The sequence below is a fragment of the Flavobacterium sp. K5-23 genome (genome assembly GCF_023278045.1).
Lineage (GTDB): Bacteria > Bacteroidota > Bacteroidia > Flavobacteriales > Flavobacteriaceae > Flavobacterium.
Window position 1 is genome coordinate 1,306,301 of record NZ_CP056783.1, and the last position, 26,547, is coordinate 1,332,847.

Consider the following 26,547-nt stretch of genomic DNA (forward strand, 5'->3'; position numbering starts at 1 on the left):
GCTATTTGTTAGGTAGAATTACAATTTTATGATTGTTGTAATTTAAACGCTTTGAATTTTTCAATTAATTTAGGTAGAATTTCAAATGCATCACCTACAATTCCATAATCAGCAACTTTAAAGAAAGGAGCTTCTGGGTCACTGTTGATAACTACTTTTACCTTAGAAGAGTTGATTCCTGCAATATGTTGTATCGCTCCAGAAATTCCGATAGCGATATATAAATTTGTAGCTACTGGCTTTCCTGTTTGTCCTACGTGTTCTCCGTGAGGTCTCCATCCAAGATCAGATACTGGTTTAGAACAAGCTGTCGCTGCACCAAGTACAGATGCCAATTCTTCTATCATTCCCCAGTTTTCCGGTCCTTTCATTCCACGACCCGCTGATACAACTATATCTGCATCAGCAATAGATACTTTTCCAGACACTTTTTCTACTGACTCTACTTTTACACCAAAATCATTGTCTCCAATTGTTGGGTTAAAGTTTTCTTCAGTTAGTGAAGATGTGTTTTCGAAAATCCCGTAAGAGTTTTTAGCAAGACCTAATACTTTTACATCAGTTGATATTTCAGTAAAATTGAAAGCTTTGTTTGAGAAAGCGTTTCTTTTTACTTGAAAAGGCGATGTGCTTACAGGTAATCCAACCACATTTGAAGCAAAACCAGCTTCTAGAGCTACAGCCACAAGTGAAGAAAGATAAATACTGTCTGTAGTTGAAGAAAGTAAAACCAGTTTAGCGTTTTCTTTTTGAGCAGCTTGTTTGATAACATCTGCATAAGCTTTAGCTGTAAATCCAGTTAACTTATCATTGTTTACTTTTAATACTTTGTCTACTCCGTATTTTGATAATTCCGATACATCTCCAGCATTAACGGTTACGGCTGTAACTGTTGTCCCTAATGATTCGGCTACTTTTTTTGCGTATGAAGCTAATTCAAAAGCTACTTTTTTGAATTTTCCTTCTGCGTATTCTGCATATATTAATATTGACATAATTTTTTTGTTTAAAGTTTCAGGTTTAAAGTTTCAAGTTTTTAACTGAAAACTGCGACTGAATACTGATTTTACTAGATTACTTTCGCTTCGTTGTGTAATAAGTCGATTAACTCATCTAAATTGTCTGGTGAAATTAATTTCACTGCTGATTTAGCTGCTGGTTTTTCAAACTTCACTGCTTTAGTGTTTACTGAAGCTTCAACTGGCTCAACTACTGCTAATGCTTTAGTTCTTGCTGTCATAATTCCTCTCATGTTAGGAATACGTAAATCTTTTTCTTCAACAAGTCCTTTTTGACCACCAATAATTAATGGTAATGTAGTAGAAACAGTTTCTTTACCTCCGTCAATTTCGCGAACAGCTGTGACTGCTGAACCTTCAATTGTAACTCCTGTACAAGAGTTTAAAAAGTTGTACCCTAAAATTCCTGCAATCATTCCAGGAACCATTCCGCCATTATAGTCTAATGACTCTTTACCTGCGATTACTAAATCGTAGCCACCTGTTTTAATAACTTCTGCTAATTGTTTTGCAACGAAGAAACCGTCAGTTGGATTTGCATTTACACGAATCGCTTCGTTTGCACCAATAGCTAACGCTTTTCTTAATGTAGGTTCAGTTTCTGGTCCACCAACATTCACAACAGTTACTGTTGCTCCTTGTTGTTCTTGAAACCAAATTGCTCTAGTTAATCCAAATTCGTCATTAGGATTAATTACATATTGTACACCATTGGTATCGAATTCTGAGTCACCATTGGTAAAATTAATTTTTGAAGTAGTATCAGGAACGTGACTGATGCAAACTAATATTTTCATAGGTCTATTTTTTATTATTCTAATTGTGTCCCACAAAAATATGAATAATATTTCGAATAATTTACTATGCGTGCATAATATTTTGCATAGGCTATTTCGATTTCGTAGCCCTGATATAAGCGGTATCCTTTCTCTCGCTTCTTTAGCGAGGGAAAGATATAGCGGTTAGCAGGAATAGCTTCTAATTATTTTAAAGTAATTTATGCACATAAGTGAGATAAAATATTTATTTTTGCTTTTCGAAATTACACACATACTATATCACATATGAGAACGATACAATTTAGAGAGGCTATTTGCGAAGCGATGAGCGAAGAAATGCGTAATGATGAGTCCATTTACTTAATGGGTGAAGAAGTTGCTGAGTATAATGGTGCTTATAAAGCGTCTAAAGGAATGCTTGCTGAGTTTGGTGCAAAAAGAGTAATTGACACTCCTATTGCTGAGCTTGGATTTACTGGTATTGCTGTAGGTTCAGCCATGAATGGTTGTCGTCCTATTGTTGAGTACATGACATTCAATTTTTGTTTAGTAGGTATTGATCAAATTATTAATAACGCTGCTAAAATGCGTCAAATGACAGGGGGGCAATTTAATGTTCCTATCGTTTTTCGTGGGCCAACAGCTTCGGCAGGGCAATTAGGAGCGACACACTCTCAAGCATTAGAAAACTGGTTTGCAAACACTCCAGGTCTTAAAGTGGTAGTTCCCTCTACTGTTTATGACGCAAAAGGACTTTTGAAAGCTGCTATACGTGATAATGACCCTGTAATATTTATGGAGTCAGAACAAATGTATGGTGACAAAGGTGAAGTGCCTGATGGGGAATATACAATTCCACTAGGTGTTGCTGACATCAAACGTGTGGGTACTGATGTTACTATCGTTTCTTTTGGTAAAATCATTAAAGAAGCATTTATTGCTGCTGATGAACTAGCCAAAGAAGGAATTTCTTGTGAGATTGTCGATTTAAGAACGGTACGTCCTATGGATTATGAGACAATCTTAACATCTGTTAGAAAAACAAATCGTTTAGTGGTTCTTGAAGAGGCTTGGCCTTTTGCAAGTGTTGCTTCGGAGATTACTTATATTGTTCAAGAACGTGCTTTTGATTTTCTTGATGCACCAATTCAAAGAATTACAACTGCTGATACTCCAGCTCCTTATTCTCCAGTATTACTGAAAGAATGGTTGCCTAATTCAGACGATGTGATAAAAGCGGTTAAAAAAGTATTGTATAAAAAATAAGATTCTGTACTATTTGAAATATAGATTAGATTGTTTTAACAATATATTAATCCAGATTTCAACAATTCCAAGTCACAAATTAATTATATTTAAAACTTCATCACATATATTTATATGATGAAGTTTTTTTTTTAGGTTATGAAAAAAAATATTTTATTCTTATTGGTATTGCTGTTTGCTTTTGCAGGGAGTGTTTTTGCGCAAACAAAAGTAAGCGGAGTCATTGTAGATCAATTGAACCAGCCTGTTCCATTTGCAAATGTTGCTTTCAAAAATTCTAGCGAAGGAATTGTGTCTAATGAAGAGGGACATTTTTATTTGGAGTCAGCAAAAAATCATACCGTTTTAGTCATCTCGTCTGTTGGTTATTCTGAAAAGGAAATCACACTTGAGAAAGCGGTGAACTATAATTTAAGAATCCAGATAAAAGAAGCCGAAAGCTTAAAGGAGGTTGTTATTTTTATGGGTAAAACTTCTAAAAAGAACAATCCAGCTCTTGATATCCTTAGAAAAATATGGGAAAGAAAACGTAAAAATGGTTTGTATCTCTTTGATCATTACCAGATGGAGAAATATGAAAAAGTGGAGTTTGATATGAATACCATTGATAGTGCGTTTATGAAAAACAAGCTGTTTAAAGGGATGGAATTCATCTTTGATCATATGGATACTTCCAGGGTTACCGGGAAAACGTATTTGCCTATTTTTATTAATGAGTCTTTATATGATGTCTACGGGAATAACAAACTAAAGAAGGTCAAAGAGAAAATAAAAGCCAATAAGAATTCAGGATTCAGTGACAACCAGCAAATTTTATCTTTCGTAAAAGACCTTTATTCTAATTATGATATATATGATAACTATTTAACTTTTTTTGACAAAAGTTTTACAAGCCCTTTGTCTAAAACGGGTGTAGATGTCTATAACTATGTCTTGAGAGATAGTGCCTTTATAGATAAAAAATGGTGTTATAATATTGTTTTTTATCCAAGAAGAAAAAACGAACTGACATTTAAAGGGGATTTTTGGGTTAATGATTCTACTTATGCCATCAAGAAAATTAATATGGCAGTTACCAAAAGTGCTAATATTAACTGGGTAAAAGAAATTTATATCGAGCAAGAATTTGAGGTAGAAAATGACTCTGTTTTTCTGTTAACCAGAGATCATATGATGTCAGATTTTGCCTTGAATAAAAAGGAAGATTCTAAGGGGATTTATGGAAAACGAACAACGCTTTATGATAACCACAAATTCAATATAGAGAAACCAGCAAATTTTTATAAAGAGGAAGTGAATTATATAGATAATGAAGTATATAATAGGTCAGAAGAATATTGGGATGAAAACCGTTTCGAAAAATTAAATAAGGACGAACGTGGGGTTTATAAAATGCTGGACACTTTGCAAACCGTCAAGAAATTCCAGAATTTATACAATTTGGTTTCAATCCTTGGAAGTGGTTATATACAATCCGGTCATTTTGATTATGGCCCTATATTTTCGACTTTTGGTTACAATGAAGTAGAGGGAATCCGTTTACGTGTAGGAGGAAGAACTTACTTTGGGCCTAACGATACTTGGAGATTAGAAGGGTATACCGCTTATGGGTTTAACGATGATAAATTCAAGTATGGACTTTCAGGAAAATGGATGGTCGAGAAGAAAAACAGGATTATTATTTCAGGAGGGAATAGACGTGACATCGAGCAAATAGGCGCGAGTTTAACTTCTACAAATGATGTTTTAGGGCGAAGTTTTGCCTCGTCTTCATTATTCTCCTCTGGTAGTAACGGGAAATTAACGAATATCAACTTGAGCAGTGTTGCTGTTCAAATAGAACCCATTAAAAACCTGACTTTTCAAACAGGATTTTCATATCGTACTTTAGAGTCGGCTTCGACAACTTTTAGTCTGGATTATTATACTGATGTGGCTAATTCAGTTGTTAAAAGCGATGTAAAACAGTCTGAAGTTAATTTTCAGATGGAATACACCCCCAATAAAAAAACCATAGGCTTTGGTGTAGAACGATATGATACAGATAGTCCTTTTAGTCGTTTTTTCGTAAATTATAGCCACGGATTTAAAGGCTTGCTAGACAGTGATTTTAAATACGATAAAATACAGTTTTACTATAAGCAACCAATAATCATAGGAGCATTAGGGCGCACAAATTTGATTTTAGAATTAGGGAAAACCTTTGGTACGATTCCTTTGGGGTTGATGAATGTAATTCCTGGAAATCAAACGTATTTCACTATAGATAATACTTTTAGTAATCTTAATTTCTATGAGTTTGTCACTGATCAGTACGCTACTTTTCAATGGAATCATAATTTTAGCGGAAGGATTTTTGCTAGAATACCTTTTATGAGAAAGTTGAACTGGAGAGAAATTATAGGGATAAAAGGAGTTTATGGATCAATTTCGGATGCTAACAGAGCAATCAATGCTTCTGGTTTGATTTACAATGCTCCCGAAAAGGCGTATTGGGAATACAGTGCTGGAATTGGAAATATATTTAAAGTATTCCGTATCGATTTCGCTTGGAGAGGAAACTACTTAAACACACCAGACGCGCAAAATTTCACTGTAAAAGGTTCTTTTGGTTTTTATTTTTAAAGCTAAACTGGTTTCAGTATCTGCTGAATTGTTCGTCTGAAATTATATTAACATTGGAAAAATTTGGAGCTATTCCTGCTTTCCGCTGTATGCACGCTAAAAAAAGCGTGGGATGCCGCTACTATCAGGGCTAAAAAAATAATAATATGGAACAGGCCATTGCATTTCTTTCTAATCAGGATGTTTTTTTTAATCACATCATTGAAAAATACGGTTTGCCGGTCATCCCAATAAGACCCGAAGGTTTTGAAACTTTGGTTTTATTAATTCTGGAACAACAGGTGTCTATAGATTCTGCCAAGGCTACTTTTTTAAAGCTAAAAGCAAAAGAAGAAAACTTTCATCCCGAAGCACTATTGGTTTTGGCTGATGAAGAATATAGGAACCTTGGCGTAAGCCGTCAAAAAACATCTTATATAAAAGCATTGTCCGATGCGGTAATCAATAATAGAATTGATTTAGAATCCTTGTCTGCTAAGTCAGACGAGCAGGTTAGAGCAGAGCTTATACAAATCAAAGGTATCGGGAACTGGACTATTGACGTTTACTTGATGTTTTGTCTTCAGGCGCCAGATTTGCTTCCGCTTGGGGATATAGCAATTGTAAATACAATAAAAGAACTTCTGGGAATAGAGGACAAACAGCAAATGGAAGTTTACACACAACAGTGGAGTCCATACCGTTCTACTGCTGCATTTTTATTGTGGCATTATTATCTTGGGAAACGAGGAAGAAAGGTTTCTTATTAAGGAATTGTAAAGCTTTTGTTTTCTTGTGTTTTATGTTCAAATATACTTGTTATAAACGTGTTTTTGTACTACTTTTGCAACCGCATAAAAAGAATTTAAGACAAAAATATAATGACTGCAGATAAAGAAAAAACTTTCGATGTACTTATCGAAATCCCAAGAGGAAGTAGAAATAAATACGAATATGATTTCGAAATAAAAAGAATGCGTTTTGATAGAATGTTGTTCTCTTCTATGATGTATCCAGCTGATTACGGATTTATTCCAGAAACTTTAGCATTAGATGGTGATCCATTAGATGTATTGGTTTTAGTAAATGAGCCTACTTTTCCTGGTTGTGTAATGGAAGTTAAACCTATTGGTGTTTTCCATATGGCTGACGAAAAAGGACCAGATGAAAAAGTAATCTGTGTACCGGTTTCTGACCCAATCTGGAATTCATTGAATGACTTATCAGATATGAATCCGCATTTACTAAAAGAAATCGAACATTTCTTTCAAGTATATAAAGATTTAGAAAACAAATCTGTTGATGTAGGTGGATGGGGAGATAAAGATGAGGCGTATGCTATTTTGAAAGCATGTAAAGAGCGTTTCGATCAAATCGAAAATAAACCAGAAGGATTGTTCAGTATTAAATAATCCACATCTTTATAAATGTAAAAAAAGCAATATTCTATTGAGAGTATTGCTTTTTTTGTTTACATTCGTTTTTGTACTCTATTGATTATTAACCAAAAACCAAAACGAATTTATGAACACATTTATGATTTGGATGCCAATAGTAATGGCATTTGTTGGGCTTGCATTTATGCTTGCAAAAAGAGCTTGGGTATTAAAACAAGATCCAGGTGATGGAAAAATGAAAGAAATTTCAGATTACATCTACGAAGGAGCATTGGCATTTCTTAAAGCAGAATATAGATTATTAACCTTTTTTGTAATAGGAGCGAGTATCGTTTTGACCGGACTTTCAATTGTAGTTCCTACTACTCACATTTTAATTGTAGTTGCTTTTGTTTTCGGAGCCTTTTTCTCAGCGCTTGCTGGAAATATGGGAATGAAAATAGCAACTAAAACTAACGTTAGAACAACACAAGCAGCAAGGACTAGTTTGCCTCAGGCATTAAAAGTGTCTTTTGGCGGAGGAACTGTAATGGGTCTTGGTGTTGCAGGTTTAGCCGTTTTAGGTTTAACCTCATTCTTTATATTCTTTTTTCATTTTTTCATGAACGGTGTGTGGACTTCTACGGAAGACATGACTATAGTATTAGAAACATTAGCCGGGTTTTCTCTTGGAGCTGAATCTATTGCTTTGTTTGCACGTGTAGGTGGAGGTATTTACACTAAAGCTGCCGATGTTGGTGCGGATTTAGTAGGTAAAGTAGAAGCAGGAATTCCTGAAGATGATCCACGTAATCCAGCGACTATTGCTGACAATGTGGGGGATAACGTAGGTGATGTTGCTGGTATGGGAGCTGATTTATTTGGTTCTTATGTTGCTACAGTATTAGCCGCAATGGTACTTGGTAATTATGTTATCAAGGATATGGGTGGTAAAATTGATGATGCTTTTGGCGGTATCGGACCTATCTTATTGCCAATGGCAATTGCAGGTTTCGGAATCCTTTTTTCTATCATTGGTACAATGCTGGTAAAAATCACTGATGATAATGCAAAAGAAGCACAGGTTCAAAAAGCTTTAAATATTGGTAACTGGGTTTCTATTGGTTTAACACTTGTAGCTTGTTATTTCCTTGTACAATATATGTTGCCTGAAACTATGAAAATGGATTTCTTTGGTGAAGGATCTAAAGACATCTCTTCAATGCGTGTTTTCTACGCTACCATTGTTGGTTTAGTTGTTGGAGCTTCAATTTCTTCAGTAACGGAATATTACACGGGATTAGGAACAAAACCAGTTATGGCTATCGTGCAAAAATCAAGCACGGGAGCTGGAACTAACGTAATTGCAGGTTTAGCAACAGGAATGATTTCTACGTTTCCAACAGTATTGTTATTTGCTGCTGCAATTTGGACTTCCTACGCTTTAGCTGGATTTTATGGGGTTGCCTTGGCAGCTTCTGCAATGATGGCAACAACTGCTATGCAACTGGCAATCGATGCATTTGGACCTATTTCTGATAATGCAGGAGGAATCGCTGAGATGAGTGAATTGCCAAAAGAAGTTCGTACAAGAACGGATATATTGGATTCAGTAGGAAATACTACGGCTGCAACTGGTAAAGGTTTTGCAATTGCTTCGGCGGCATTGACTTCACTGGCTTTATTTGCTGCTTATGTAACTTTTACTGGAATTGACGGGATCAATATATTTAAAGCGCCTGTTTTAGCGATGTTATTTGTAGGAGGGATGATTCCTGTGGTTTTCTCTGCTTTGGCAATGAATTCTGTAGGTAAGGCCGCTATGGATATGGTATATGAAGTGCGTCGTCAGTTTAAGGAAATTCCAGGGATTATGGAAGGAACCGGAAAGCCAGATTATGCTAAATGCGTTGACATCTCTACTAAGGCCGCATTGCGTGAAATGATGCTTCCTGGAATATTGACAATTGGTTTCCCTATTGCAATTGTTCTTTTAGGGAAATTGGTTTATAGTGATAACAATCAAATGATAGCTGAAATGCTTGGAGGATATATGGCAGGAGTTACCGTTTCTGGTGTTCTTTGGGCTGTTTTTCAAAACAATGCAGGAGGTGCTTGGGACAATGCCAAGAAATCTTTTGAAGCAGGAGTGATGATCAACGGTGAAATGACATTCAAAGGTTCTGATGCGCATAAAGCAGCTGTAACTGGAGATACAGTAGGAGATCCATTTAAAGACACTTCTGGACCATCGATGAACATCTTGATTAAGTTGACTTGTTTAATAGGGCTTGTTATTGCGCCTATTTTAGGAAACGGTACGCATACAATATCTGATACTGCCACTTGTTGTATTAGTGCGGCTCAATGCGATTCCAAATCTAAAGAAGAATGTGTTGCTAAAGGTTGTGCAAATACAAATTGTGACTACATGGCGCATTCTAATAAAATGATGCATTCAGTGACTAAAGAAGTTACCATTGAAAAAACAAATGACAATGGAGTTGTTACTGCAACAATAACTTCTACGATTAATGGTAATGTAGAAAAAAATGTTTTTAAAGGAACGGAAGCTGAAGTTCAGGCAAAAATTGATGCTTTGAAATAAAACATCGTTTTACTTAATATAAAAATGCCTCGCGAATTGCGAGGCATTTTTTTGTTTTATAAAATAATTTTAATCCAGTTTCGGCTCCCTCTCGTTTGGAGAGGGTTGGGGAGAGGACTAAAACAAACCGTTTATCTCTGCGTCGATTCTGTTGATAATGGTTCCTAAATCTTCAGGTTTATCAACAAAGTTAATGTTGTCTACGTCTATAATTAATAATTTACCTCTATCGTAAGTATGAATCCATGCTTCGTAACGTTCATTTAAACGGCTTAAATAGTCAATAGAAATCGTGGATTCGTAATCACGCCCACGTTTATGAATTTGCCCCACTAAATTAGGTATAGAACTTCTTAAATAGATTAATAAATCAGGAGCTTTAACCGTTGATTCCATCAATTCAAAAAGAGAAGAATAATTTTGAAAATCACGATTGGTCATTAATCCCATTGAATAAAGATTGGGCGCAAAAATATGTGCATCTTCATAAATGGTCCTGTCTTGGATGATTTTTTTACCGCTTTCGCGAATTTGTTTCACCTGTCTAAAACGACTATTGAGGAAATAAATCTGTAAATTAAAGGACCAACGCTCCATCTGATGGTAAAAATCATCTAGATATGGATTGTCAACCACATCCTCAAAATGAGGTTCCCATTTAAAATGTTTCGCTAATAAACGAGTTAAAGTAGTTTTTCCTGACCCTATATTTCCTGCTATTGCTATGTGCATTACGGTATTGTGATTTTATAATTTGTAATTTCTTCGGATGTAAAAATAGATAAAATTTGGTCCTTGTATTGAAAATATTTAAAGGATTTATTAATATTAACAATTGAATATATAATATCCTTTTTTAAATCCTGAAGAATGATTTTTTCGTCTTTTAAAATTAGCGCCATATTATTGGGGAGCAACTGTATTTGTTCAAAATTTGAAACCTTTCCAATTGCAGTGATTTTTCCAAAGATATCTATCTTATACCAGTTTGATTTACTGTCTACCCACTGAAATGTATTGAAATCAGAATAGTAATATTTAAAATTTTCCTGCAAGGGAGTAGAAATGGTTTTGTAGTCGTTTTTTAAATAATCATATAGTCCTATTTGCTGGTTTAAATTATTGTATATCCACAATTGATTTTGTGATGCAATTCCTGTTGCGGTGACTGCTATGGGCACACTGTTTTCTGAGAAATTTATTCTTTTAGTCTCATTGAGTTGATTGTCAAGCAGAATTATGGTATTGAAGTTCTCGTAAAAAAGGACAATTCTTAAAGGATTTTGCAGATCTATTTTAGTGGTTTTCCCCAATGAAAAATTTTTATATTCAAATGATTCATTCGTTTTGGTTTTTAGTAAAACCTTGTTTTTTATGGAATAGTGATAGCCAAACTGATCCTTCCCGATATACTCATCAGCTTCAAATGGAACTGTGTTAATTTTTTCAGCTTCAATTTTAAGGGTTTGCCCAATCACCGGAATGTAGAATAAGACTAATAAGAATGTGATGCATTTTTTCATGATAAGCTAAATTACAATTAAACCTTTTATAAATTTATAGGTCTTACCTTTTTTAATCAAATAGCTGTAACAATAAATCAATTTTGTTGTCCTACTAAGCTTAAATCAATTAATACAAACTTGTTATGAATAAATATTTTGTAAGCGCTGCATTTGCCATAGTTTCTTTTTTAGGGATTAATGCTCAGGAATTTCAAGGAATGGCGGTTTATGAGTCTAAAACCAGCACTTCTGATATGAAAACCAGAATGGAAGGTAATAAAGACATGACTCCAGACATGAAAAAAATGATTGAAGACCGAATGAAGTCTATGTTTGAAAAAACATTTATTCTTAATTTCGATAAGTCAGCCTCTATTTATAAAGAAGAAGAAAAATTAGAAGCCCAAGGTCAAGGCGGTGGTGGAATGAGAATGATGAGCTCTATGATGGGTGGTGGCGGTTCCTATTACAAAAATGTAAAAGAGAAAACCTATGTGGTTGACAAGGAATTTATGGGTAAAGAATTTTTAGTAAAAGATTCATTGCCTAATTTAAAATGGAAAATGGAAGGGGAAACCCGTGTGATAGGAGGATATAATTGCTTTAAAGCAACAGCTGTTCTTCCTGTAAGCAAGTCTGATTTTAGAAATTTTAGACCTAAAAAGGAAGAGAAGGAAGAAGTGAAAACTGATGAAAAAGAAAAGAAAACAAACTTCATGGCAGATCTTGAAATGCCAAAGGAAACGGTTGTTACGGCTTGGTACACGCCTGAAATTCCAGTTAATCAAGGACCTGATAAATACTGGGGATTACCTGGTTTGATATTGGAAATAAATGATGGCAAAACGGTTGTTTTATGTTCTAAAGTAGTGTTAAATCCAAAAACTAAAGCGGATATCAAAGCACCGACAAAAGGAAAGACAATTTCTCAAAATGATTATGACGAAACGGTTATGAAAAAAATGAAGGAAATGCAGGAAATGAATCAAGGTCGTGAAGGAAATGGCGGAATGCGTATGCGTATTGGGCATTAATTCAATTGATAATTAAAAAAACTTGTTTATCCTATCTCTGTCTATATGAAAAAATTACTATTTATTGCCTTTCTTTTTATTTGTTCATTTTCTTATTCTCAATCTATCAAACTGGAAGGGGTCGTTACTGATACAAAAGCAACTTCTCTTGAAATGGCCAATGTTATGGCTGTGAATAATGACACAAAAGCCATGGATTCCTATGCCATTACAAATGATAAAGGGAAATTCGTGCTTAATTTAAAGCCTAACGCAGCTTATAGTATAAAAATAAGTTATTTAGGAATGCAGAATAAAGAAATAGAAATCATTACTTCTAATGAAAATATTACTAAAACAATTGTGCTTCAAGAAGGGGGTATTGAATTAAACGGAGTTGAAATTATCCGTGAAATGCCGGTTTCCATTAAAGGCGATACAATAGTTTATAACGCTGACTCATTTAAATCAGGTACTGAAAGAAAGCTGGAAGATATACTTAAAAAATTACCTGGTGTAGAAGTAAATGCAGATGGAGAAGTTGAGGTTGAAGGGAAAAAAGTCACTAAGTTAATGATTGACGGAAAAGATTTTTTTGACGGGGATACAAAACTTGGAGTAAAAAACATTCCTGCTGATGCAATTGATAAAGTGCAGGTATTGAGAAATTACAGTGAAATTGGCGCTCTGAAAGGGGTTGAGAATAATCAGGATAATTTAGCGATGAATATCAAGTTAAAATCAGGAAAGAAGAATTTTTGGTTTGGAGATGTTACCGCTGGTATTGGAGCTTATAATGAATGGGATCGTTATATCGTAAACCCTAAATTATTCTATTACAGTCCTAACTACAGTGTGAATTTCATAACTAACTTTAATAACATTGGTGAGTTGCCATTAACCGCACAGGATTATTTTAAGTTTACCGGTGGATTCAGGAGTATGATGAGAAAGGGAGGAAGCAATTTTAATGTTTCTTCTAACGATTTAGGGATTTCACTATTGAGAAACAATCGCGCCAAGGAAATTGAAACGCAATTTGGTGCTGGTAATTTTTCTTATAATGTTACAAAAGCATGGACATTAAGTGGATTTGCAATTTTGTCTTCATCAGATACGGAGCTGGAAACTAAATCTCAATCAACAATATTAGATTCTGGAAACCAGCAAAAAAGTGATGAAAATTCACGTCAGAACAACAACTTAGGATTGTTTAAATTGAGTTCTTCTTTCAAACCCAATAAAAAACTACAGTTTGATTATGATGTTCTTGCTAAATTGACAAAACAAAGCGAGATTAGTTCTTTACAAAGAGAATCAATTATAAATAATAACTCTACAACCGAAACGATAATCACAGATAAAAATCAAGATCCTACATCAGTTAATCAAAATCTAAGTTTGTATTATACTAAAAATGATAAAAACATTTTTGCTTTCGAAATGCAACATTTGTATCAGGACGAAAACCCTTTCTATAATGCTAATTTGCAAACGCAACCCTTTAATTTAAGTGGGTATGTTTCTGGGCAAAATAGAAACGACTTGAATCAAAACCGTTTTGTGAAAACAAATAAATTAGATGCAAAACTTGATTACTATTATATGGTTACACCAAAAAGTAATATCAATGTAACTTTAGGTAATACTAATTCATATCAAAATTTCAATTCCCATATCTTTCAAATGTTAGATAATGGAGTCGCAAATAATTTGACTGATTCACAAAATAACAATCAGGTTACTTATGATTTTAATGATGTGTTTTTAGGATTACATTATAAAATGTTATTAGGAAAATTAACTTTTACACCAGGTGTGAGTTTGCATTATTATGATATGAATAATGGGCAACTTGGAACTGGATTTACGCAGTCATTTTATAGAGTTTTGCCGGATGTTTTTGCTTTATACCAAATAAAAAAAGCCGAATCTTTGACCTATAATTTCTCGTTGTCAAATGACTTTACTGATATAAATAGATTGGCAGAAGGATTTGTTTTGTCTAGTTTCAATAGTTTATTTAGAGGAAATAGAGAATTAGAAAACGCCACTTCTCAAGTGCATTCATTGCGTTATTTTAAGTATAATATGTTTAATTTCGAAAATATTTTTGCTAATGCATCCTATTCTAGAAAAGTTGACGCGGTAAAATCAAGAGCTAATTTTGTTGGGATTAATCAGTCAACAAGTCCTTTCAACTCTAATCTTGCTGACGAAACGCTTTCAGGAGCGGGAAGTTACGGTCGTTCGTTTTTAAAGAACTATAAAGCCTCTGCAAATGTAAGTTTGAACTGGTCTAAATTCAATAATATTCAAAATAACCTTCAAGCGACTACTGAGAGTTATACTCAAAGTTATACCGTGAAAGCATCGACTAATTATAAGAACATGCCTAATTTAGAAGTTGGTTATAACTTAGTTGCTAATAAATACAGTGGATCTACATTTATAACGGAGAAACCTTTTGCTAAACTGGATTATTACTTTTTGAAGAGTTTCTCTTTTGTGACTGAATATGAGTTCTATCACTATTACAATAAGTCTAGAACGGTTGAAAACGAATATGATTTTTTAACAGCCAGTTTGATTTATCAAAAGAAAGGTAGTAAGTGGGAGTATAAAGTTGCTGCAACTAATATCCTGAATACACAGACATTAAATGATGATAATTTCTCTCAGTTTTCTACCAGAACTTCACAATATTCGGTTCAACCTAGATATGTTGTTTTTAGTTTAAGGTATAATTTGTAACAATTCATAAGTTTTTATAATTTAGTTCTAATGATAATGTTTTTCAATATTGAGAAACCATTACTTTTATTACAGAATTTAATTTCTAATAATTATAAAAATGAAGAATGTCGCTATAGTATTTGCTTTTTTTACTTTTGGTTTCGCTAATTCACAAGCTCCTTTAGCAGCAGGAGGGTTGCAGTTAAATGCAGGTATAGGTTCTTCAGGATGGGGAACGCCAGTTTATTTTGGTCTTGATTACGGTATTGCAAGTAACTTTACACTTGGTGGAGAGTTGTCTTACCAATCGTATAATCAAAAATTTGGCTCAAGTAATTTAAAAAGTTCGATTATTGGCATTCAAGCCAATGGTAATTACCATTTCAACGAAGTGTTGAAAATTCCTAGTCAATGGGATTTTTATGCTGGTGCAAACTTGAGCTACTATAATTGGAATTCTAAATTTGATGGAATTAAATACGATTATAATGATGAAGATAATTTTGGTATTGGATTACAATTAGGTAGTCGTTATTTTTTCAATGACAATTTTGGAGTTAATATTCAATTTGGTGGAGGTAATGTTGTAAATAGTGCTAAAGTTGGAGTCACATTTAAAATGTAAAAATAACTCATATAAACACAAAGGGCTGTCTTGATAAAAGACAGCCCTTTTTTTTAATTCAGTTTTATTTCTTTATTTTCAAAAGAGTTTTGATGTTAAAAGCATCAATAGTTGTTTCATTCTCTCGGTAGTTTATAGTTACAGATTCATATTGTAATAATAGTTCGTATTTAGAGGTGATAATTCTTTGGGTGATTTTTTTATTATTATTTTTTGCTTTAAAAGTAGCTGTTGTTTTGATAAAATTATTGATTTTTATAGGAATAACGTCATCGTTTATTTTTAAGGCAACACCATAATCAGTTGAAGTATAATTAATGGAGTAGGGTTTATTGCTCCATTGGACACAATTTTTACAAGTGTAATTATTATTGTTATTAAGTTCAAAGGCAAAGTCATAACCCTTTATTTCGGCTATTCCACCGTCATCATTATTATAATAATGGTAATATATTGGTTCTTCGGCTTCAGTTGCGCCTCTGTATGATCTTCTGTATTTGTATCCTAGTGCTTCCATAATGGCAAAACTGCTAGGCTCTTTGTCTTTTTTAGCTAATTGATTGATTTTTAATGAAAGAGGTGCTAAAGCTTCAATACCATAATGATCATTGATGAATTCAATAATACTACTTAAATCTTGCTCTTCTTTATAGGTGAGTTTTGTTTTTTTATTGTCTACAATATATTCTTTAAATCGGTTCAATTGACTTCTTTTGGATACGGAATCCGCACTTTGCGGGCCTATAATAGTAAGAAGTGCAATAACACACATGGTAATAGGAATGAATTTGATTTCGGGATTTTTTTTGAATATAAAATAAGCAGTTAATAAACTGAGCCATAATGCTAAAGCAAAAACAAAATATCTTTCGTGTGTAAAGCCATAAAGATCAATACGGTATAAAATAGCCCAAAACAAAAGCCCTAACAAAGGGACAAGTAAATAGTAAAACCATTTATGAAACGTTCGAATCCATACATTTTCGACATCTTTTGCAATAGGGTATATTAGCAATAAAGACAAAATACCAAAAACAGCAAATACAAGAATCAAATTAGAGACCCAGCCAATAGGTAACGAAAAGGTGGCTATTATTTTTAATTCGTAAGACAGCAGGATAACCAGGTAAATGCTAATTAAAGGCACTAGAACATACTGCGTAAACTTTTTTAGGCCAATGGGGTAGTTTAATGCTAATGGAGCTTTAGAATCATTTGTTTCGGGTACACCTGTCAAGAAAAAGAGTGTGTTAAATATTCCGGCTATGATTAAAAACAAATGCACGTAAATTTTATCGTAAAATTTGATTTCAAATAAAAGATTTATCGCCAGTAAGGCAAAGGATAATCCAGCATAAATAACCATACTATACAATCCAGCTGTCAAAATGCGAAGAAAAAGTTGCTTGTTGAATTCCCAAAAAGCTTCAGGATCGTATTTTTTATGAATAAATGCAGCAAACGAAACCAATAGATGTAAGCCTAGATTTAAGGCTAAAAATTGATATATCTCGTAAGTTTTAATTGGATTCGAAAAATTAAAAACAAATAAAACAATAATGCTCCCAAGTATAATACTTGAGCCAAAACGGAGGGCATTGTTTTTTAAATCCCTTGAGAAGTATAAAGTAATTGATAAAAATAGCGCAAGACATAAAGAACAGCATAATAATGTTTTTAGGTATATTTTTTCCATTGGTCCACTGTGTTCCTCGGATAGATAAATCGCCATAATAGTTCCTAAAACAGTAGTTACTGTCTCAAGAGGAAATCTTGAAATAGTGCTTAGTGTATTATCGATAATTTTTTGGAAAGAAGGAAATCGAGCCATATTTTTATTTTTTCACGAAGTAACAATAAAAACCGCAATTTGTCCTACAAAAAAACGGCTACCTTTTCAGATAGCCGTTTGTGATATTTATTATAAATTGTGAATTACAATCCAAAAGCCGTTTTAACTTGGTCAACGAAATCTAACTTTTCCCATGTAAATAACTCAACATCTACTGTTTTAGTTAATCCACCTGGAGCAGAGAAAGTTTTTGTAACGGTTTCTGGCGTACGGCCCATATGTCCGTAAGCAGCAGTTTCGCTATAGATTGGGTTTCTTAATTTCAAGCGTTGCTCAATAAAGTAAGGACGCATATCAAATATAGCTTCTACTTTTTTAGCAATTTCACCATTAGTCAAGTTTACTTTTGATGTTCCGTAAGTATCTATAAAGATTCCCATAGGTTTTGCAACACCAATAGCATATGAAACTTGAACTAAAATTTCTTCGGCAACTCCAGCAGCCACTAAGTTTTTAGCGATATGACGTGTTGCGTAAGCTGCACTCCTATCCACTTTACTTGGGTCTTTACCAGAGAAAGCACCACCACCGTGAGCTCCTTTTCCACCGTAAGTATCAACAATAATTTTTCTTCCTGTCAATCCAGTATCTCCGTGAGGTCCACCAATCACAAATTTCCCTGTTGGGTTAATGTGATATTGAATAGCAGCATTGAATAAATGTGCTTGTTTAGGGTTTTTTGCGATGATTCTTGGGATCAATATATCGATAATATCTTTTTTGATTTTTGCAAGCATAGTAGCTTCTTCATCAAAATCATCGTGTTGTGTCGAAATTACAATCGCTTCAATACGTGTTGGTTTGTTATCGTCGCTATATTCAAGAGTTACTTGAGATTTAGCATCAGGACGTAAATAAGTAATTTCCTTGTTTTCACGTCTTAAAATCGCTAATTCCTGTAGTAATTTATGAGATAAATCAAGTGCCAAAGGCATATAGTTTTCAGTTTCGTTAGTTGCGTAACCAAACATCATTCCTTGGTCACCTGCACCTTGCTCTTCTGGATTAGCTCTGTCAACACCTTGGTTTATATCAGCTGATTGCTCGTGTATAGCCGAAAGTATACCACAAGAATTAGCTTCAAACATATATTCACTTTTAGTATAACCAATTTTTCTGATTACTTCACGAGCGATATTTTGTACGTCTAAGTAAGTATTAGATTTCACCTCACCAGCCAGAATTACTTGACCGGTAGTTACTAAAGTTTCACAAGCTACTTTAGAATCAGCATCAAATGCTAAGAAGTTATCGATTAATGCATCCGAGATTTGATCTGCAATTTTGTCTGGATGTCCTTCACTTACAGATTCTGACGTAAATAAATAAGCCATAATAATTATAGTTTAAAATTAAGCGAGGAAAAATAATTGCGGGTAATACTAAAGGAGAGTTTCTGCTTTAGCATTTTTCCTACTGAAAATTTCAGCATCCATAATGAATTGTTTCATTATGAAGAGGTTGCAATCAGTTCAAATTTTTCCTCTTGTATTCGGGTGCAAATGTATGAAACCATTTTGAATTGCAAATTATACTCTTCTGTTTTTTTTATACTTATGATAAATTAATATTTTTAGTTGAATAGAATTCAAATGAAAATTTAGGAAAAGCATAAAAAAGGGATGAGATTCAAACGATTTTACACTGGAAATTCCTCTCTAATTATGACATTATTTTGTAATGAAATAATTCGACCTATAATAGAACCTATTTCCTTTTGTTGTTTTGTAACATATTCATAATGAATAGTTAATATTCAAACAAAATCCTTTTTGATATGTAAACTTTAGGTTAATTATCATTAAATAGTTTGGTGAATTCAATATTATATTCGACATTTGCAATATCAATAAAACTAAAGAAATGAATTCTATTATATGTAAAAAGAGTGTAACTGTTAAGGAGAAATCCAAAGGGTTGTAGTTGCTTACAATATTACATAGTATTATGTAAATAAAGCAAAAGCCTCCCGAAATATCGGGAGGCTTTTTTAATTTAAATATAAACCAGAATTCGATTAAATAAAATCAAATGAAAATTACTTCAAAGAAAAATAAACGGTTTAATGTCGCTGCAAATTGCGCTACCTCATTTTGATATCAAAAAAGTATAAGTTATACAACTTAAACCCTTTTGGTATTCTGTCCAAAAGGGTTTTTTTATAAAGTTAATTTAAAACAGAAGCATAATTAAAATAATAAATAATCATTAAAAAACGAAAACATGAGCACCACAAACTCTCTTTCAAGAACACTTGGTTTTCTTAGAAATTTAAGAGCCAAAAGAAATTTAAAAAATCAAATGGTAACTGAATTAGTTCACCCTAGATTAGGTATAGATGCAGTAAATAACAATAATAAAAAAGTGCAAAACATTTCATTATTGTCTTTGATGTATTCTAAAGAAAATGACACCCTTTTTATTTAATTGGGACTCTATAGTTTTAGAGGGAATTCGCAAATAATTTCTGGATAGTTATATCTAGGGATATTTTGCGCGTATATGCTATTTTTATTTTTAGCGAAAAACCTAAAGGCATAAAAATTTGGTGGTTACAAAAATAAGTAGTTAATTTGCCCTGTTAAGTTCACACACGTATTGAAATGTTATAAAGAAAGGCAGAGGGATTAGACCCAATGAAGCCTTAGCAACCCTTCGAGAAATCGGAGAAGGTGCTGCATTCTACCACGCCCAACGTGGAAAGATAACTCCAAGAATTCACTAGATAATTTCTAGCTTTTCTTTTTAATATTTCCATATACAAATTATAAAAAATTTGAAATTGGAAAATAAACCCAACCTGATTACATTACAAAATTTCACCACCGAAAGTGGCGTATTTTATGCTACCCTTAACTTAAGTTATCAAGTTTTTGGACCAGCGTTAAATTCGGCTCCTATCGTATTGGTCAATCATGCATTGACTGGAAATTCACAAGTTATAGGTAAAAACGGCTGGTGGAATGATTTGATAGGAGACCACAAAACGATAGACACTACTAAATATTCCCTGCTTGCTTTTAATGTCCCTGGTAATGGTTTCGATCAAACTAGTATTTACAATTATTTAGATTTTACTGCTCGAGATATTGCTAAAGCATTTCTTCAAGGAATACAATTATTGCAAATCAACCAGCTGTATGCCATCATTGGAGGTTCTGTGGGTGGAGGAATTGCTTGGGAAATGATCGCTTTAGAACCCAAAAGCACCCAACATTTAATCCCTATTGCAACTGACTGGAAGTCGACGGATTGGTTAATAGCCAATTGTTATTTGCAAGAGCAAATTCTAAATAACTCTTCACGACCTATCGAAGATGCCCGTATTCACGCTATGTTGTGTTACAGATCTCCAGAATCCTTCAAGGAAAAATTCCAAAGATCTTCTAACGAGGAATTGGCAGTTTTCAATGTCGAAAGCTGGTTGCAGCATCACGGGGAAAAATTGCAGAAACGATTCCAACTTTCGTCCTACAAGATGATGAACCAATTGCTTAAAACAATCGATGTTACCAGAAACAGTGATTCATTCGAAATAATGGCTTCCAAGATTGAAGCGACAATTCATATAATCGGGATTAATTCAGATTTGTTTTTTACGGCTAAAGAAAACAAAGCAACCTATCAGGAATTAAAAAAACACAACGTTAATGTATTCTACAAAGAAATCGATTCGATGCACGGGCACGATGCTTTCTTGATAGAATACGAACAATTAAATAATCTACTTGCTGATATATTTTAGAAGCAATAAAATTCAACATAAAATGAAAATATTAAAATTTGGAGGAAAGTCATTGTCGAATGGCGAAGGAATAAATAAAGTGGTTTCTATTATAACTGATAAAGTAAATCAAGGGGAACAAATAGCTATCGTAGTTTCTGCTAGAGGAAATGCAACGGATGAATTGGAACATATTCTCGAGGTAGCTGTTAAAAATGGAGAATACAAACCTTTATTCGAAAATTTTAAAACGTATCAAAACGGGGGATTTAAGGAAATAGATTTATCGGAGGAATTTGGGATTCTGGAAAAACTTTTTGAAGGGGTAAGTTTGATTGGGGATTACAGCATCAAAATTAAAGACCAGGTTTTATCCAAAGGAGAATTGATTTCGGCAAAATTATTGACCGCTATTTTAGTTAAAAATGGGATAAACGCCCGTTTTGCTGACTCTAGAATATTACTAAAAACAGATTCGAATTATGGGGACGCACAGCCGTTAGAACAACTTTCTAAGAAAAATGTAATTCAGTATTTTAAAGTCAATAATGGAACAACTGTAAATGTTGTTACTGGTTTTATAGGTTCTAATAACAATAATGATACCACGACTTTAGGGAGAAACGGTAGTAATTACACGGCTTCTTTATTGGCTAATTATCTAGATGCCGAAGAACTACAAAGCTATACTCACGTTGATGGGATTTATACTGCAAATCCGGAACTAGTTGCCGATGCCAAAAAAATTGACCACTTAACATTCAATGAAGCGAATGAGCTGGCGAATTTTGGTGCAACAATACTTCACGCCAAAACCATTATTCCTTTGTTGGAAAAGAATATTCCGCTTCGAATTCTTAATACTTTCAATCACGAAAATAAAGGAACTTTAATTACTTCAAATTCGAACAAAGAAGGAATTAAAACATTATCTGTCTTGGAGAATGTGTCTTTGGTAAATTTAGAAGGAAGAGGATTGTTAGGGAAAACGGGTATTGATGCGCGTATTTTTAAAGTGATGGGAGATAATGATATCAGTGTGAGTATCATTTCTCAAGGATCATCAGAAAGAGGAATCGGACTGGTGGTTGCTGCGGATAAAGCCACAAAAGCGATGATCGAACTGGAAAATGAATTCGAAAATGATTTCTATTCTAAGGATGTGAATAAAATCACCGTGACTGATAATGTTTCAGTGATATCTATAATCGGACAAGATTTGAGTACGTTTCACAAACCGTATACCGCATTAATCAAGAATAAAATTGTCCCTATACTTTTCAATAATACCGTTACAGGGAAAAACGTGAGTTTAGTGGTGAAAAAGTCAGAACTGAATAAGGCGTTAAATGTAATTCACGGGGAAATTTTTGGTGTGGCAAAGAAAATAAACATTGCCATTTTTGGACACGGATTAGTAGGCGGGACTTTGATTAATCAAATATTAGAATCGGCAACTGCCATCGAAAAACGAAAGGACATTAAATTAAATGTTTTTGCTATAGCCAATTCGAAAAATGTGCTTTTAAACAAAGATGGAGTTTCGGCTAACTGGAAAAACGAAATTCAAACAAACGGCGCTTCTTACACCATTGACGATGTTATCGCTTATGCAAATGAGCACCATCTGGAGAATTTGATTGCAATTGACAATACGGCAAGCGCCACTTTTGTGGAAAATTATATTCCGTTAGTGGAAAGCAGTTTTGATTTGATTTCATCCAATAAAGTGGCCAATACCTTGAGTTATGGTTTCTATAAAGAATTGCGAAAAGCATTGGCTGACAATCAAAAGAATTATTTGTATGAAACCAATGTAGGAGCTGGATTGCCGTTAATTGACACTATAAAATTACTGCATCTTTCTGGTGAGAATATCACGAAGATTAAAGGAGTTTTTTCAGGATCGTTGAGTTATTTGTTCAATAATTTCTCTGCCAAGGACGTTCCTTTCAGTGAAGTTCTGAAAGAAGCAATCGATAACGGCTATACTGAACCGGATCCAAGAGAGGATTTATGCGGAAATGATGTGGGTAGAAAATTATTGATTTTGGCCAGGGAACTGGATTTGCAAAATGAATTTGACGAAATTGATATTCAGAATTTAATCCCTGAGCAATTGCGTGAAGGCAGTGCAGCTGATTTCCTGACAAAGTTGAAGGAGTTTGATCCTATTTATGACAAAATAAAAACTGACCAAAAACCAAATCACGTCTTGAGATACATTGGAGAATTATCGGGGGATTTGCAAAATGACAAAGGGATTTTGGAAGTCAAATTGGTTTCCGTACCTTCGGATACCGCTTTGGGAGGCTTGAAAGGATCTGATTCTTTTTTCGAAATTTATACGGAATCTTATGGAGATCGACCTATCGTGATTCAAGGAGCCGGAGCTGGATCAGCAGTAACTGCAAGAGGGGTTTTTGGTGATATATTAAGATTGTCTGATAAATAGCCCCCTAACCCCCGAAGGGGGAACTTTGAGAAACTAAAATTAATGTAATGATTAGAAGTATCTGTTTATTTTGTTCCAATAGAATAAAGAAAATAATGTTTTATTTTCTGTTATTGCTTTTTATTTCTTGTAATAAAAGCACCGTTGAGGTTGAAAAGGGTTTTAATAAAATTGAAAATATTGTAAGTAGAGATGAATTAATAAAAGGCATTGTTCCTAATGAAAAAATGTTGTATTGGGAATATGTGAGAGTTCGGCTCGGACTGAAAAAAGGAGTCGAAATAAGGGTAAAACATTGTTTTGGAGATTCTTTAATTAAAAAGAAATACAATATTGTTTATCCTAAAAAAGGTTTAATAAGAGGCGAGTTTATTAGTTATACATTTATAAGTTATATTGATGATGAGGGAGTGAAATATGTGACAACTGAAAAAGAACTAATTGATTTTGTTGGAAAAATAGATAATGCAGAAGAAGCTGCCCTGATTATGTCTTATAAAAGTGATTTGTGGATTGACAATAACGATATAAGAGGAGGTGCTTACAAGAAAGTAAAAGATGGCTTTGAATTATATATGATGAAATATTATAATTGCCCAGTAAAAAAAGAATCGTTTAAAGTGGAAATTGACACAAATGGTAACTTTAAATATAAAAGTAATGGGGTGTATTATAAATCAAAAGATTGTATAATGACTTAGTTTTTTATAAAAAATAATAATTAAAAAGGGACTGCCTCCGGTCTTGGCTCCCTCCCCGCGGCGGCGGGAGGGTTGTGGAGGGGAAAAATTATGAAAATAACATTAAACAGAGTAAACGACAACTTCCATTTCGAATTAAAAAACGAACGTGGACATATAGTAAGTGTGGATAACCGTTCTGAATTTGGCGGAAATGATTTAGGCGCAAGCCCAATGGAATTAGTGTTAATGGGCGTTGCTGGATGTAGCGCTATTGATATGATTTCGATCTTGAAAAAACAACGACAAGAAATCACTTCGTTCAAAGCTGAGGTTGAAGGAGAGCGAGTACAAGTAGGAGAGGCTAAACCTTTTAAAGACATCACGGTGGTTTTCTTATTGGAAGGACCTATAAATGAAGAAAAGGCATTAAGAGCAGCCCAACTTTCTTTCGAAAAATATTGTTCTGTTTCTAAAACATTAGAGCCTACAGCAACAGTACATTACAAAGTGGTTTTGAATAATGTTGAATTATCTAAAATTTAAAAATAAAATTAATCGTTTAAAGATTTAGTGTTGAAATACCAAGTGCTAACAACCTTAAACTTTAAACTTTAAACAAAATATAATGAATGATTCAGAATTCGGTTTTGAAACCCAAGCCATCCGTACCCAATTAGAACGGACGCAATACTTAGAACACTCGGTTCCTTTATACTTAACTTCTAGTTTTGTGTTTGAAGACGCCGAAGATATGCGTGCCTCATTTGCCGAAGAGAAAGATAGAAATATTTATAGTCGTTACAGCAACCCAAACACCAACGAGTTTGTGGAAAAAGTATGCAAGATGGAAGGCGCAACAGCTGGTTTCGCTTTTGCTTCAGGAATGGCGGCTGTGTATTCAACCTTAGCAGCTTTATTAAAATCTGGAGATCATATAGTTTCTTCCAGTAGTGTTTTTGGAGCTACACATTCCTTGTTTGTCAATTATTTCCCAAAGTGGAATATTGAAACCTCTTATTTTGATATTAATAAGCCAGAAACTATTGAAAGTTTCATCACACCTAATACAAAGATTCTTTTTGCGGAATCACCAACCAATCCAGCGGTCGACATTATAGATCTAGAATTGCTTGGGAATATTGCCAAAAAGCACAACTTGATTTTGGTTATTGACAACTGTTTTGCAACGCCATATTTGCAACAACCTATAAAATGGGGCGCACATTTGGTGGTCCATTCGGCTACAAAGTTAATGGACGGTCAAGGACGAGTTTTGGGCGGAATTACAGTAGGTGATCCTGAATTGATTCAGAAAATATATTTGTTCAGCCGATTGACAGGTCCTTCTTTATCTCCGTTCAATGCTTGGGTATTGTCTAAAAGTTTAGAGACTTTGGCTATTCGTTTGGATAGACATTGTGAAAATGCCTTGAAGGTGGCAGAGTTTTTAGAACAGCATCCTAATGTTAATCGAGTGAAATATCCGTTCTTGAAATCGCATCCACAATTTGAAATTGCTCAAAAGCAAATGAAAGCAGGTGGTAATATTGTTGCTTTCGAAATAAAAGGCGGACTAGAAGCAGGACGTAACTTTTTGGATAAAATAAAACTATGTTCGCTTTCGCCAAATTTAGGAGATACAAGAACAATCGTGACTCATCCAGCATCAACAACACATAGTAAATTATCTGTTGATGAACGTTTAGCGGTAAGTATTACAGACGGATTGGTGCGTGTTTCTGTTGGATTAGAAACAGTAAAAGATGTAATTGCTGATTTAGAGCAGGCTTTATCTTAAAAAATTACGATATTTGATGTTGGGTTTGTGAATAACAAAAGCCAACATCAAATATCTAATCTTATTTTATGCTTTCAAAAAAAACAAAATACGGAATCAAAGCGTTGACCTTTTTGGCTCGTCAAGAAGATCAAACTCCAGTTGCTATTGCTGATATTGCTAAAAGTGAAAATATTTCGATAAAATTTTTAGAAAGTATATTGTTGCTTTTGCGTAATTCAGGTTTTTTGGGAGCCAAAAAAGGAAAAGGAGGCGGTTATTATTTAATTAAAGAACCGAAGGATATCAATATGGCCAAGGTATATCGTATTCTTGAAGGACCTATTGCTTTGTTGCCTTGTGCCAGTCATAATTTTTATGAAAAATGTGATGATTGTAAAGAGGAGGAAGCCTGTGCTGTACGTAAATTAATGACCGAAGTACGTGACAACACCCTGAAAATATTAGAAAACAATTCCCTTGCCGATATCGCTTTTTAAATTAAGCCGTTCCAAATAAAAAATA

General features: G+C 33.9%; 21 protein-coding genes and 1 riboswitch. Of the genes, 15 read left to right on the forward strand and 6 right to left on the reverse strand.

The features are described from left to right. Window positions 1-26: 26 nt before the first annotated feature. Window positions 27-995, reverse strand: a complete 969-nt coding sequence (locus FLAK523_RS05780) for an electron transfer flavoprotein subunit alpha/FixB family protein (protein WP_248907500.1) — start codon at window positions 993-995, stop codon at window positions 27-29. 74 nt (window positions 996-1,069) lie between these two features. Further along, window positions 1,070-1,816 (reverse strand): electron transfer flavoprotein subunit beta/FixA family protein, encoded by a 747-nt coding sequence (locus tag FLAK523_RS05785; protein ID WP_248907502.1) that lies wholly within the window; start codon window positions 1,814-1,816, stop codon window positions 1,070-1,072. A 267-nt stretch (window positions 1,817-2,083) separates the two neighbouring features. Between FLAK523_RS05785 and FLAK523_RS05790 the strand changes: the two genes are divergently transcribed. From FLAK523_RS05790 to FLAK523_RS05810, 5 genes are all read left to right on the forward strand, one after another. After that, window positions 2,084-3,064, forward strand: a complete 981-nt coding sequence (locus FLAK523_RS05790; RefSeq protein WP_248907504.1) for a pyruvate dehydrogenase complex E1 component subunit beta — start codon at window positions 2,084-2,086, stop codon at window positions 3,062-3,064. A gap of 138 nt (window positions 3,065-3,202) precedes the next feature. Next, on the forward strand, window positions 3,203-5,689 hold the full coding sequence (locus FLAK523_RS05795) for a DUF5686 and carboxypeptidase-like regulatory domain-containing protein (RefSeq protein WP_248907506.1): 2,487 nt from the start codon (window positions 3,203-3,205) through the stop codon (window positions 5,687-5,689). A gap of 146 nt (window positions 5,690-5,835) precedes the next feature. Beyond that, window positions 5,836-6,438, forward strand: coding sequence for a DNA-3-methyladenine glycosylase (locus FLAK523_RS05800; protein ID WP_248907508.1), 603 nt, complete (start codon window positions 5,836-5,838; stop codon window positions 6,436-6,438). A 111-nt stretch (window positions 6,439-6,549) separates the two neighbouring features. Then, entirely contained in the window at window positions 6,550-7,080 is a 531-nt protein-coding gene (locus FLAK523_RS05805) for an inorganic diphosphatase (RefSeq protein ID WP_248907510.1), read from the forward strand. Between the two features lie 112 nt (window positions 7,081-7,192). Next, a complete protein-coding gene (locus FLAK523_RS05810; RefSeq protein WP_248907512.1) occupies window positions 7,193-9,652 on the forward strand; it encodes a sodium-translocating pyrophosphatase in 2,460 nt (819 codons plus the stop codon). A gap of 117 nt (window positions 9,653-9,769) precedes the next feature. Here FLAK523_RS05810 and FLAK523_RS05815 read toward each other — a convergent pair whose 3' ends face one another. Together FLAK523_RS05815 and FLAK523_RS05820 are read right to left on the reverse strand one after the other, a co-directional pair. After that, on the reverse strand, window positions 9,770-10,384 hold the full coding sequence (locus FLAK523_RS05815; protein ID WP_248907513.1) for a deoxynucleoside kinase: 615 nt from the start codon (window positions 10,382-10,384) through the stop codon (window positions 9,770-9,772). Continuing rightward, entirely contained in the window at window positions 10,384-11,175 is a 792-nt protein-coding gene (locus FLAK523_RS05820; RefSeq protein WP_248907515.1) for a hypothetical protein, read from the reverse strand. Before FLAK523_RS05820 ends, FLAK523_RS05815 begins: the two co-directional genes overlap by 1 nt. 125 nt (window positions 11,176-11,300) lie before the next feature. Between FLAK523_RS05820 and FLAK523_RS05825 the strand changes: the two genes are divergently transcribed. The 3 genes from FLAK523_RS05825 to FLAK523_RS05835 all read left to right on the forward strand — a co-directional run bounded on the left by FLAK523_RS05825 (window position 11,301) and on the right by FLAK523_RS05835 (window position 15,531). Continuing rightward, window positions 11,301-12,191: a GLPGLI family protein gene (locus FLAK523_RS05825; protein WP_248907518.1), complete on the forward strand. Its 891-nt coding sequence runs from the start codon at window positions 11,301-11,303 to the stop codon at window positions 12,189-12,191. Between the two features lie 45 nt (window positions 12,192-12,236). Further along, on the forward strand, window positions 12,237-14,924 hold the full coding sequence (locus FLAK523_RS05830) for a carboxypeptidase-like regulatory domain-containing protein (protein ID WP_248907520.1): 2,688 nt from the start codon (window positions 12,237-12,239) through the stop codon (window positions 14,922-14,924). 100 nt (window positions 14,925-15,024) lie between these two features. Continuing rightward, window positions 15,025-15,531: an outer membrane beta-barrel protein gene (locus FLAK523_RS05835; protein ID WP_248907522.1), complete on the forward strand. Its 507-nt coding sequence runs from the start codon at window positions 15,025-15,027 to the stop codon at window positions 15,529-15,531. Window positions 15,532-15,595: 64 nt separating this feature from the next. Here the strand turns inward: FLAK523_RS05835 and FLAK523_RS05840 are convergent, their stop codons facing one another. Next, window positions 15,596-17,362 carry a DUF4153 domain-containing protein gene (locus tag FLAK523_RS05840; RefSeq protein ID WP_248907524.1) on the reverse strand — a complete coding sequence of 589 codons (1,767 nt, stop codon included), beginning with the start codon at window positions 17,360-17,362 and terminating at the stop codon, window positions 15,596-15,598. Between the two features lie 104 nt (window positions 17,363-17,466). Continuing rightward, window positions 17,467-18,717, reverse strand: a complete 1,251-nt coding sequence (gene metK, locus FLAK523_RS05845) for a methionine adenosyltransferase (protein WP_248907525.1) — start codon at window positions 18,715-18,717, stop codon at window positions 17,467-17,469. Between the two features lie 889 nt (window positions 18,718-19,606). Between metK and FLAK523_RS05850 the strand changes: the two genes are divergently transcribed. The 7 genes from FLAK523_RS05850 to FLAK523_RS05880 all read left to right on the forward strand — a co-directional run bounded on the left by FLAK523_RS05850 (window position 19,607) and on the right by FLAK523_RS05880 (window position 26,522). Then, a complete protein-coding gene (locus tag FLAK523_RS05850; RefSeq protein ID WP_248907527.1) occupies window positions 19,607-19,810 on the forward strand; it encodes a hypothetical protein in 204 nt (67 codons plus the stop codon). A gap of 176 nt (window positions 19,811-19,986) precedes the next feature. Beyond that, window positions 19,987-20,094, forward strand: a riboswitch (SAM riboswitch). A 71-nt stretch (window positions 20,095-20,165) separates the two neighbouring features. Continuing rightward, on the forward strand, window positions 20,166-21,128 hold the full coding sequence (locus tag FLAK523_RS05855) for an alpha/beta fold hydrolase (RefSeq protein WP_248907529.1): 963 nt from the start codon (window positions 20,166-20,168) through the stop codon (window positions 21,126-21,128). A 22-nt stretch (window positions 21,129-21,150) separates the two neighbouring features. Next, window positions 21,151-23,562 (forward strand): bifunctional aspartate kinase/homoserine dehydrogenase I, encoded by a 2,412-nt coding sequence (gene thrA / locus FLAK523_RS05860; protein WP_248907531.1) that lies wholly within the window; start codon window positions 21,151-21,153, stop codon window positions 23,560-23,562. 47 nt (window positions 23,563-23,609) lie between these two features. Further along, window positions 23,610-24,263 (forward strand): hypothetical protein, encoded by a 654-nt coding sequence (locus tag FLAK523_RS05865; protein WP_248907533.1) that lies wholly within the window; start codon window positions 23,610-23,612, stop codon window positions 24,261-24,263. 90 nt (window positions 24,264-24,353) lie between these two features. Beyond that, window positions 24,354-24,788, forward strand: coding sequence for an OsmC family protein (locus FLAK523_RS05870; RefSeq protein WP_248907535.1), 435 nt, complete (start codon window positions 24,354-24,356; stop codon window positions 24,786-24,788). 82 nt (window positions 24,789-24,870) lie between these two features. Further along, entirely contained in the window at window positions 24,871-26,043 is a 1,173-nt protein-coding gene (locus tag FLAK523_RS05875) for a PLP-dependent aspartate aminotransferase family protein (RefSeq protein WP_248907537.1), read from the forward strand. A 68-nt stretch (window positions 26,044-26,111) separates the two neighbouring features. Next, on the forward strand, window positions 26,112-26,522 hold the full coding sequence (locus tag FLAK523_RS05880) for an Rrf2 family transcriptional regulator (protein WP_248907539.1): 411 nt from the start codon (window positions 26,112-26,114) through the stop codon (window positions 26,520-26,522). The last annotated feature ends 25 nt before the right edge of the window (window positions 26,523-26,547 follow it).

Excerpts from the sequence above, each read along its gene's own strand:
- FLAK523_RS05795 (WP_248907506.1), top strand. The coding sequence starts at position 3,203 with ATGAAAAAAAATATTTTATTCTTATTGGTATTGCTGTTTGCTTTTGCA.
- metK (WP_248907525.1), bottom strand. The coding sequence starts at position 18,717 with ATGGCTTATTTATTTACGTCAGAATCTGTAAGTGAAGGACATCCAGAC.
- FLAK523_RS05825 (WP_248907518.1), top strand. The coding sequence starts at position 11,301 with ATGAATAAATATTTTGTAAGCGCTGCATTTGCCATAGTTTCTTTTTTA.
- FLAK523_RS05840 (WP_248907524.1), bottom strand. The coding sequence starts at position 17,362 with ATGGCTCGATTTCCTTCTTTCCAAAAAATTATCGATAATACACTAAGC.
- thrA (WP_248907531.1), top strand. The coding sequence starts at position 21,151 with ATGAAAATATTAAAATTTGGAGGAAAGTCATTGTCGAATGGCGAAGGA.
- FLAK523_RS05870 (WP_248907535.1), top strand. The coding sequence starts at position 24,354 with ATGAAAATAACATTAAACAGAGTAAACGACAACTTCCATTTCGAATTA.
- FLAK523_RS05850 (WP_248907527.1), top strand. The coding sequence starts at position 19,607 with ATGAGCACCACAAACTCTCTTTCAAGAACACTTGGTTTTCTTAGAAAT.
- FLAK523_RS05820 (WP_248907515.1), bottom strand. The coding sequence starts at position 11,175 with ATGAAAAAATGCATCACATTCTTATTAGTCTTATTCTACATTCCGGTG.
- FLAK523_RS05830 (WP_248907520.1), top strand. The coding sequence starts at position 12,237 with ATGAAAAAATTACTATTTATTGCCTTTCTTTTTATTTGTTCATTTTCT.
- FLAK523_RS05790 (WP_248907504.1), top strand. The coding sequence starts at position 2,084 with ATGAGAACGATACAATTTAGAGAGGCTATTTGCGAAGCGATGAGCGAA.
- FLAK523_RS05800 (WP_248907508.1), top strand. The coding sequence starts at position 5,836 with ATGGAACAGGCCATTGCATTTCTTTCTAATCAGGATGTTTTTTTTAAT.
- FLAK523_RS05780 (WP_248907500.1), bottom strand. The coding sequence starts at position 995 with ATGTCAATATTAATATATGCAGAATACGCAGAAGGAAAATTCAAAAAA.
- FLAK523_RS05880 (WP_248907539.1), top strand. The coding sequence starts at position 26,112 with ATGCTTTCAAAAAAAACAAAATACGGAATCAAAGCGTTGACCTTTTTG.
- FLAK523_RS05805 (WP_248907510.1), top strand. The coding sequence starts at position 6,550 with ATGACTGCAGATAAAGAAAAAACTTTCGATGTACTTATCGAAATCCCA.
- FLAK523_RS05810 (WP_248907512.1), top strand. The coding sequence starts at position 7,193 with ATGAACACATTTATGATTTGGATGCCAATAGTAATGGCATTTGTTGGG.
- FLAK523_RS05835 (WP_248907522.1), top strand. The coding sequence starts at position 15,025 with ATGAAGAATGTCGCTATAGTATTTGCTTTTTTTACTTTTGGTTTCGCT.
- FLAK523_RS05815 (WP_248907513.1), bottom strand. The coding sequence starts at position 10,384 with ATGCACATAGCAATAGCAGGAAATATAGGGTCAGGAAAAACTACTTTA.
- FLAK523_RS05875 (WP_248907537.1), top strand. The coding sequence starts at position 24,871 with ATGAATGATTCAGAATTCGGTTTTGAAACCCAAGCCATCCGTACCCAA.
- FLAK523_RS05785 (WP_248907502.1), bottom strand. The coding sequence starts at position 1,816 with ATGAAAATATTAGTTTGCATCAGTCACGTTCCTGATACTACTTCAAAA.
- FLAK523_RS05865 (WP_248907533.1), top strand. The coding sequence starts at position 23,610 with ATGATTAGAAGTATCTGTTTATTTTGTTCCAATAGAATAAAGAAAATA.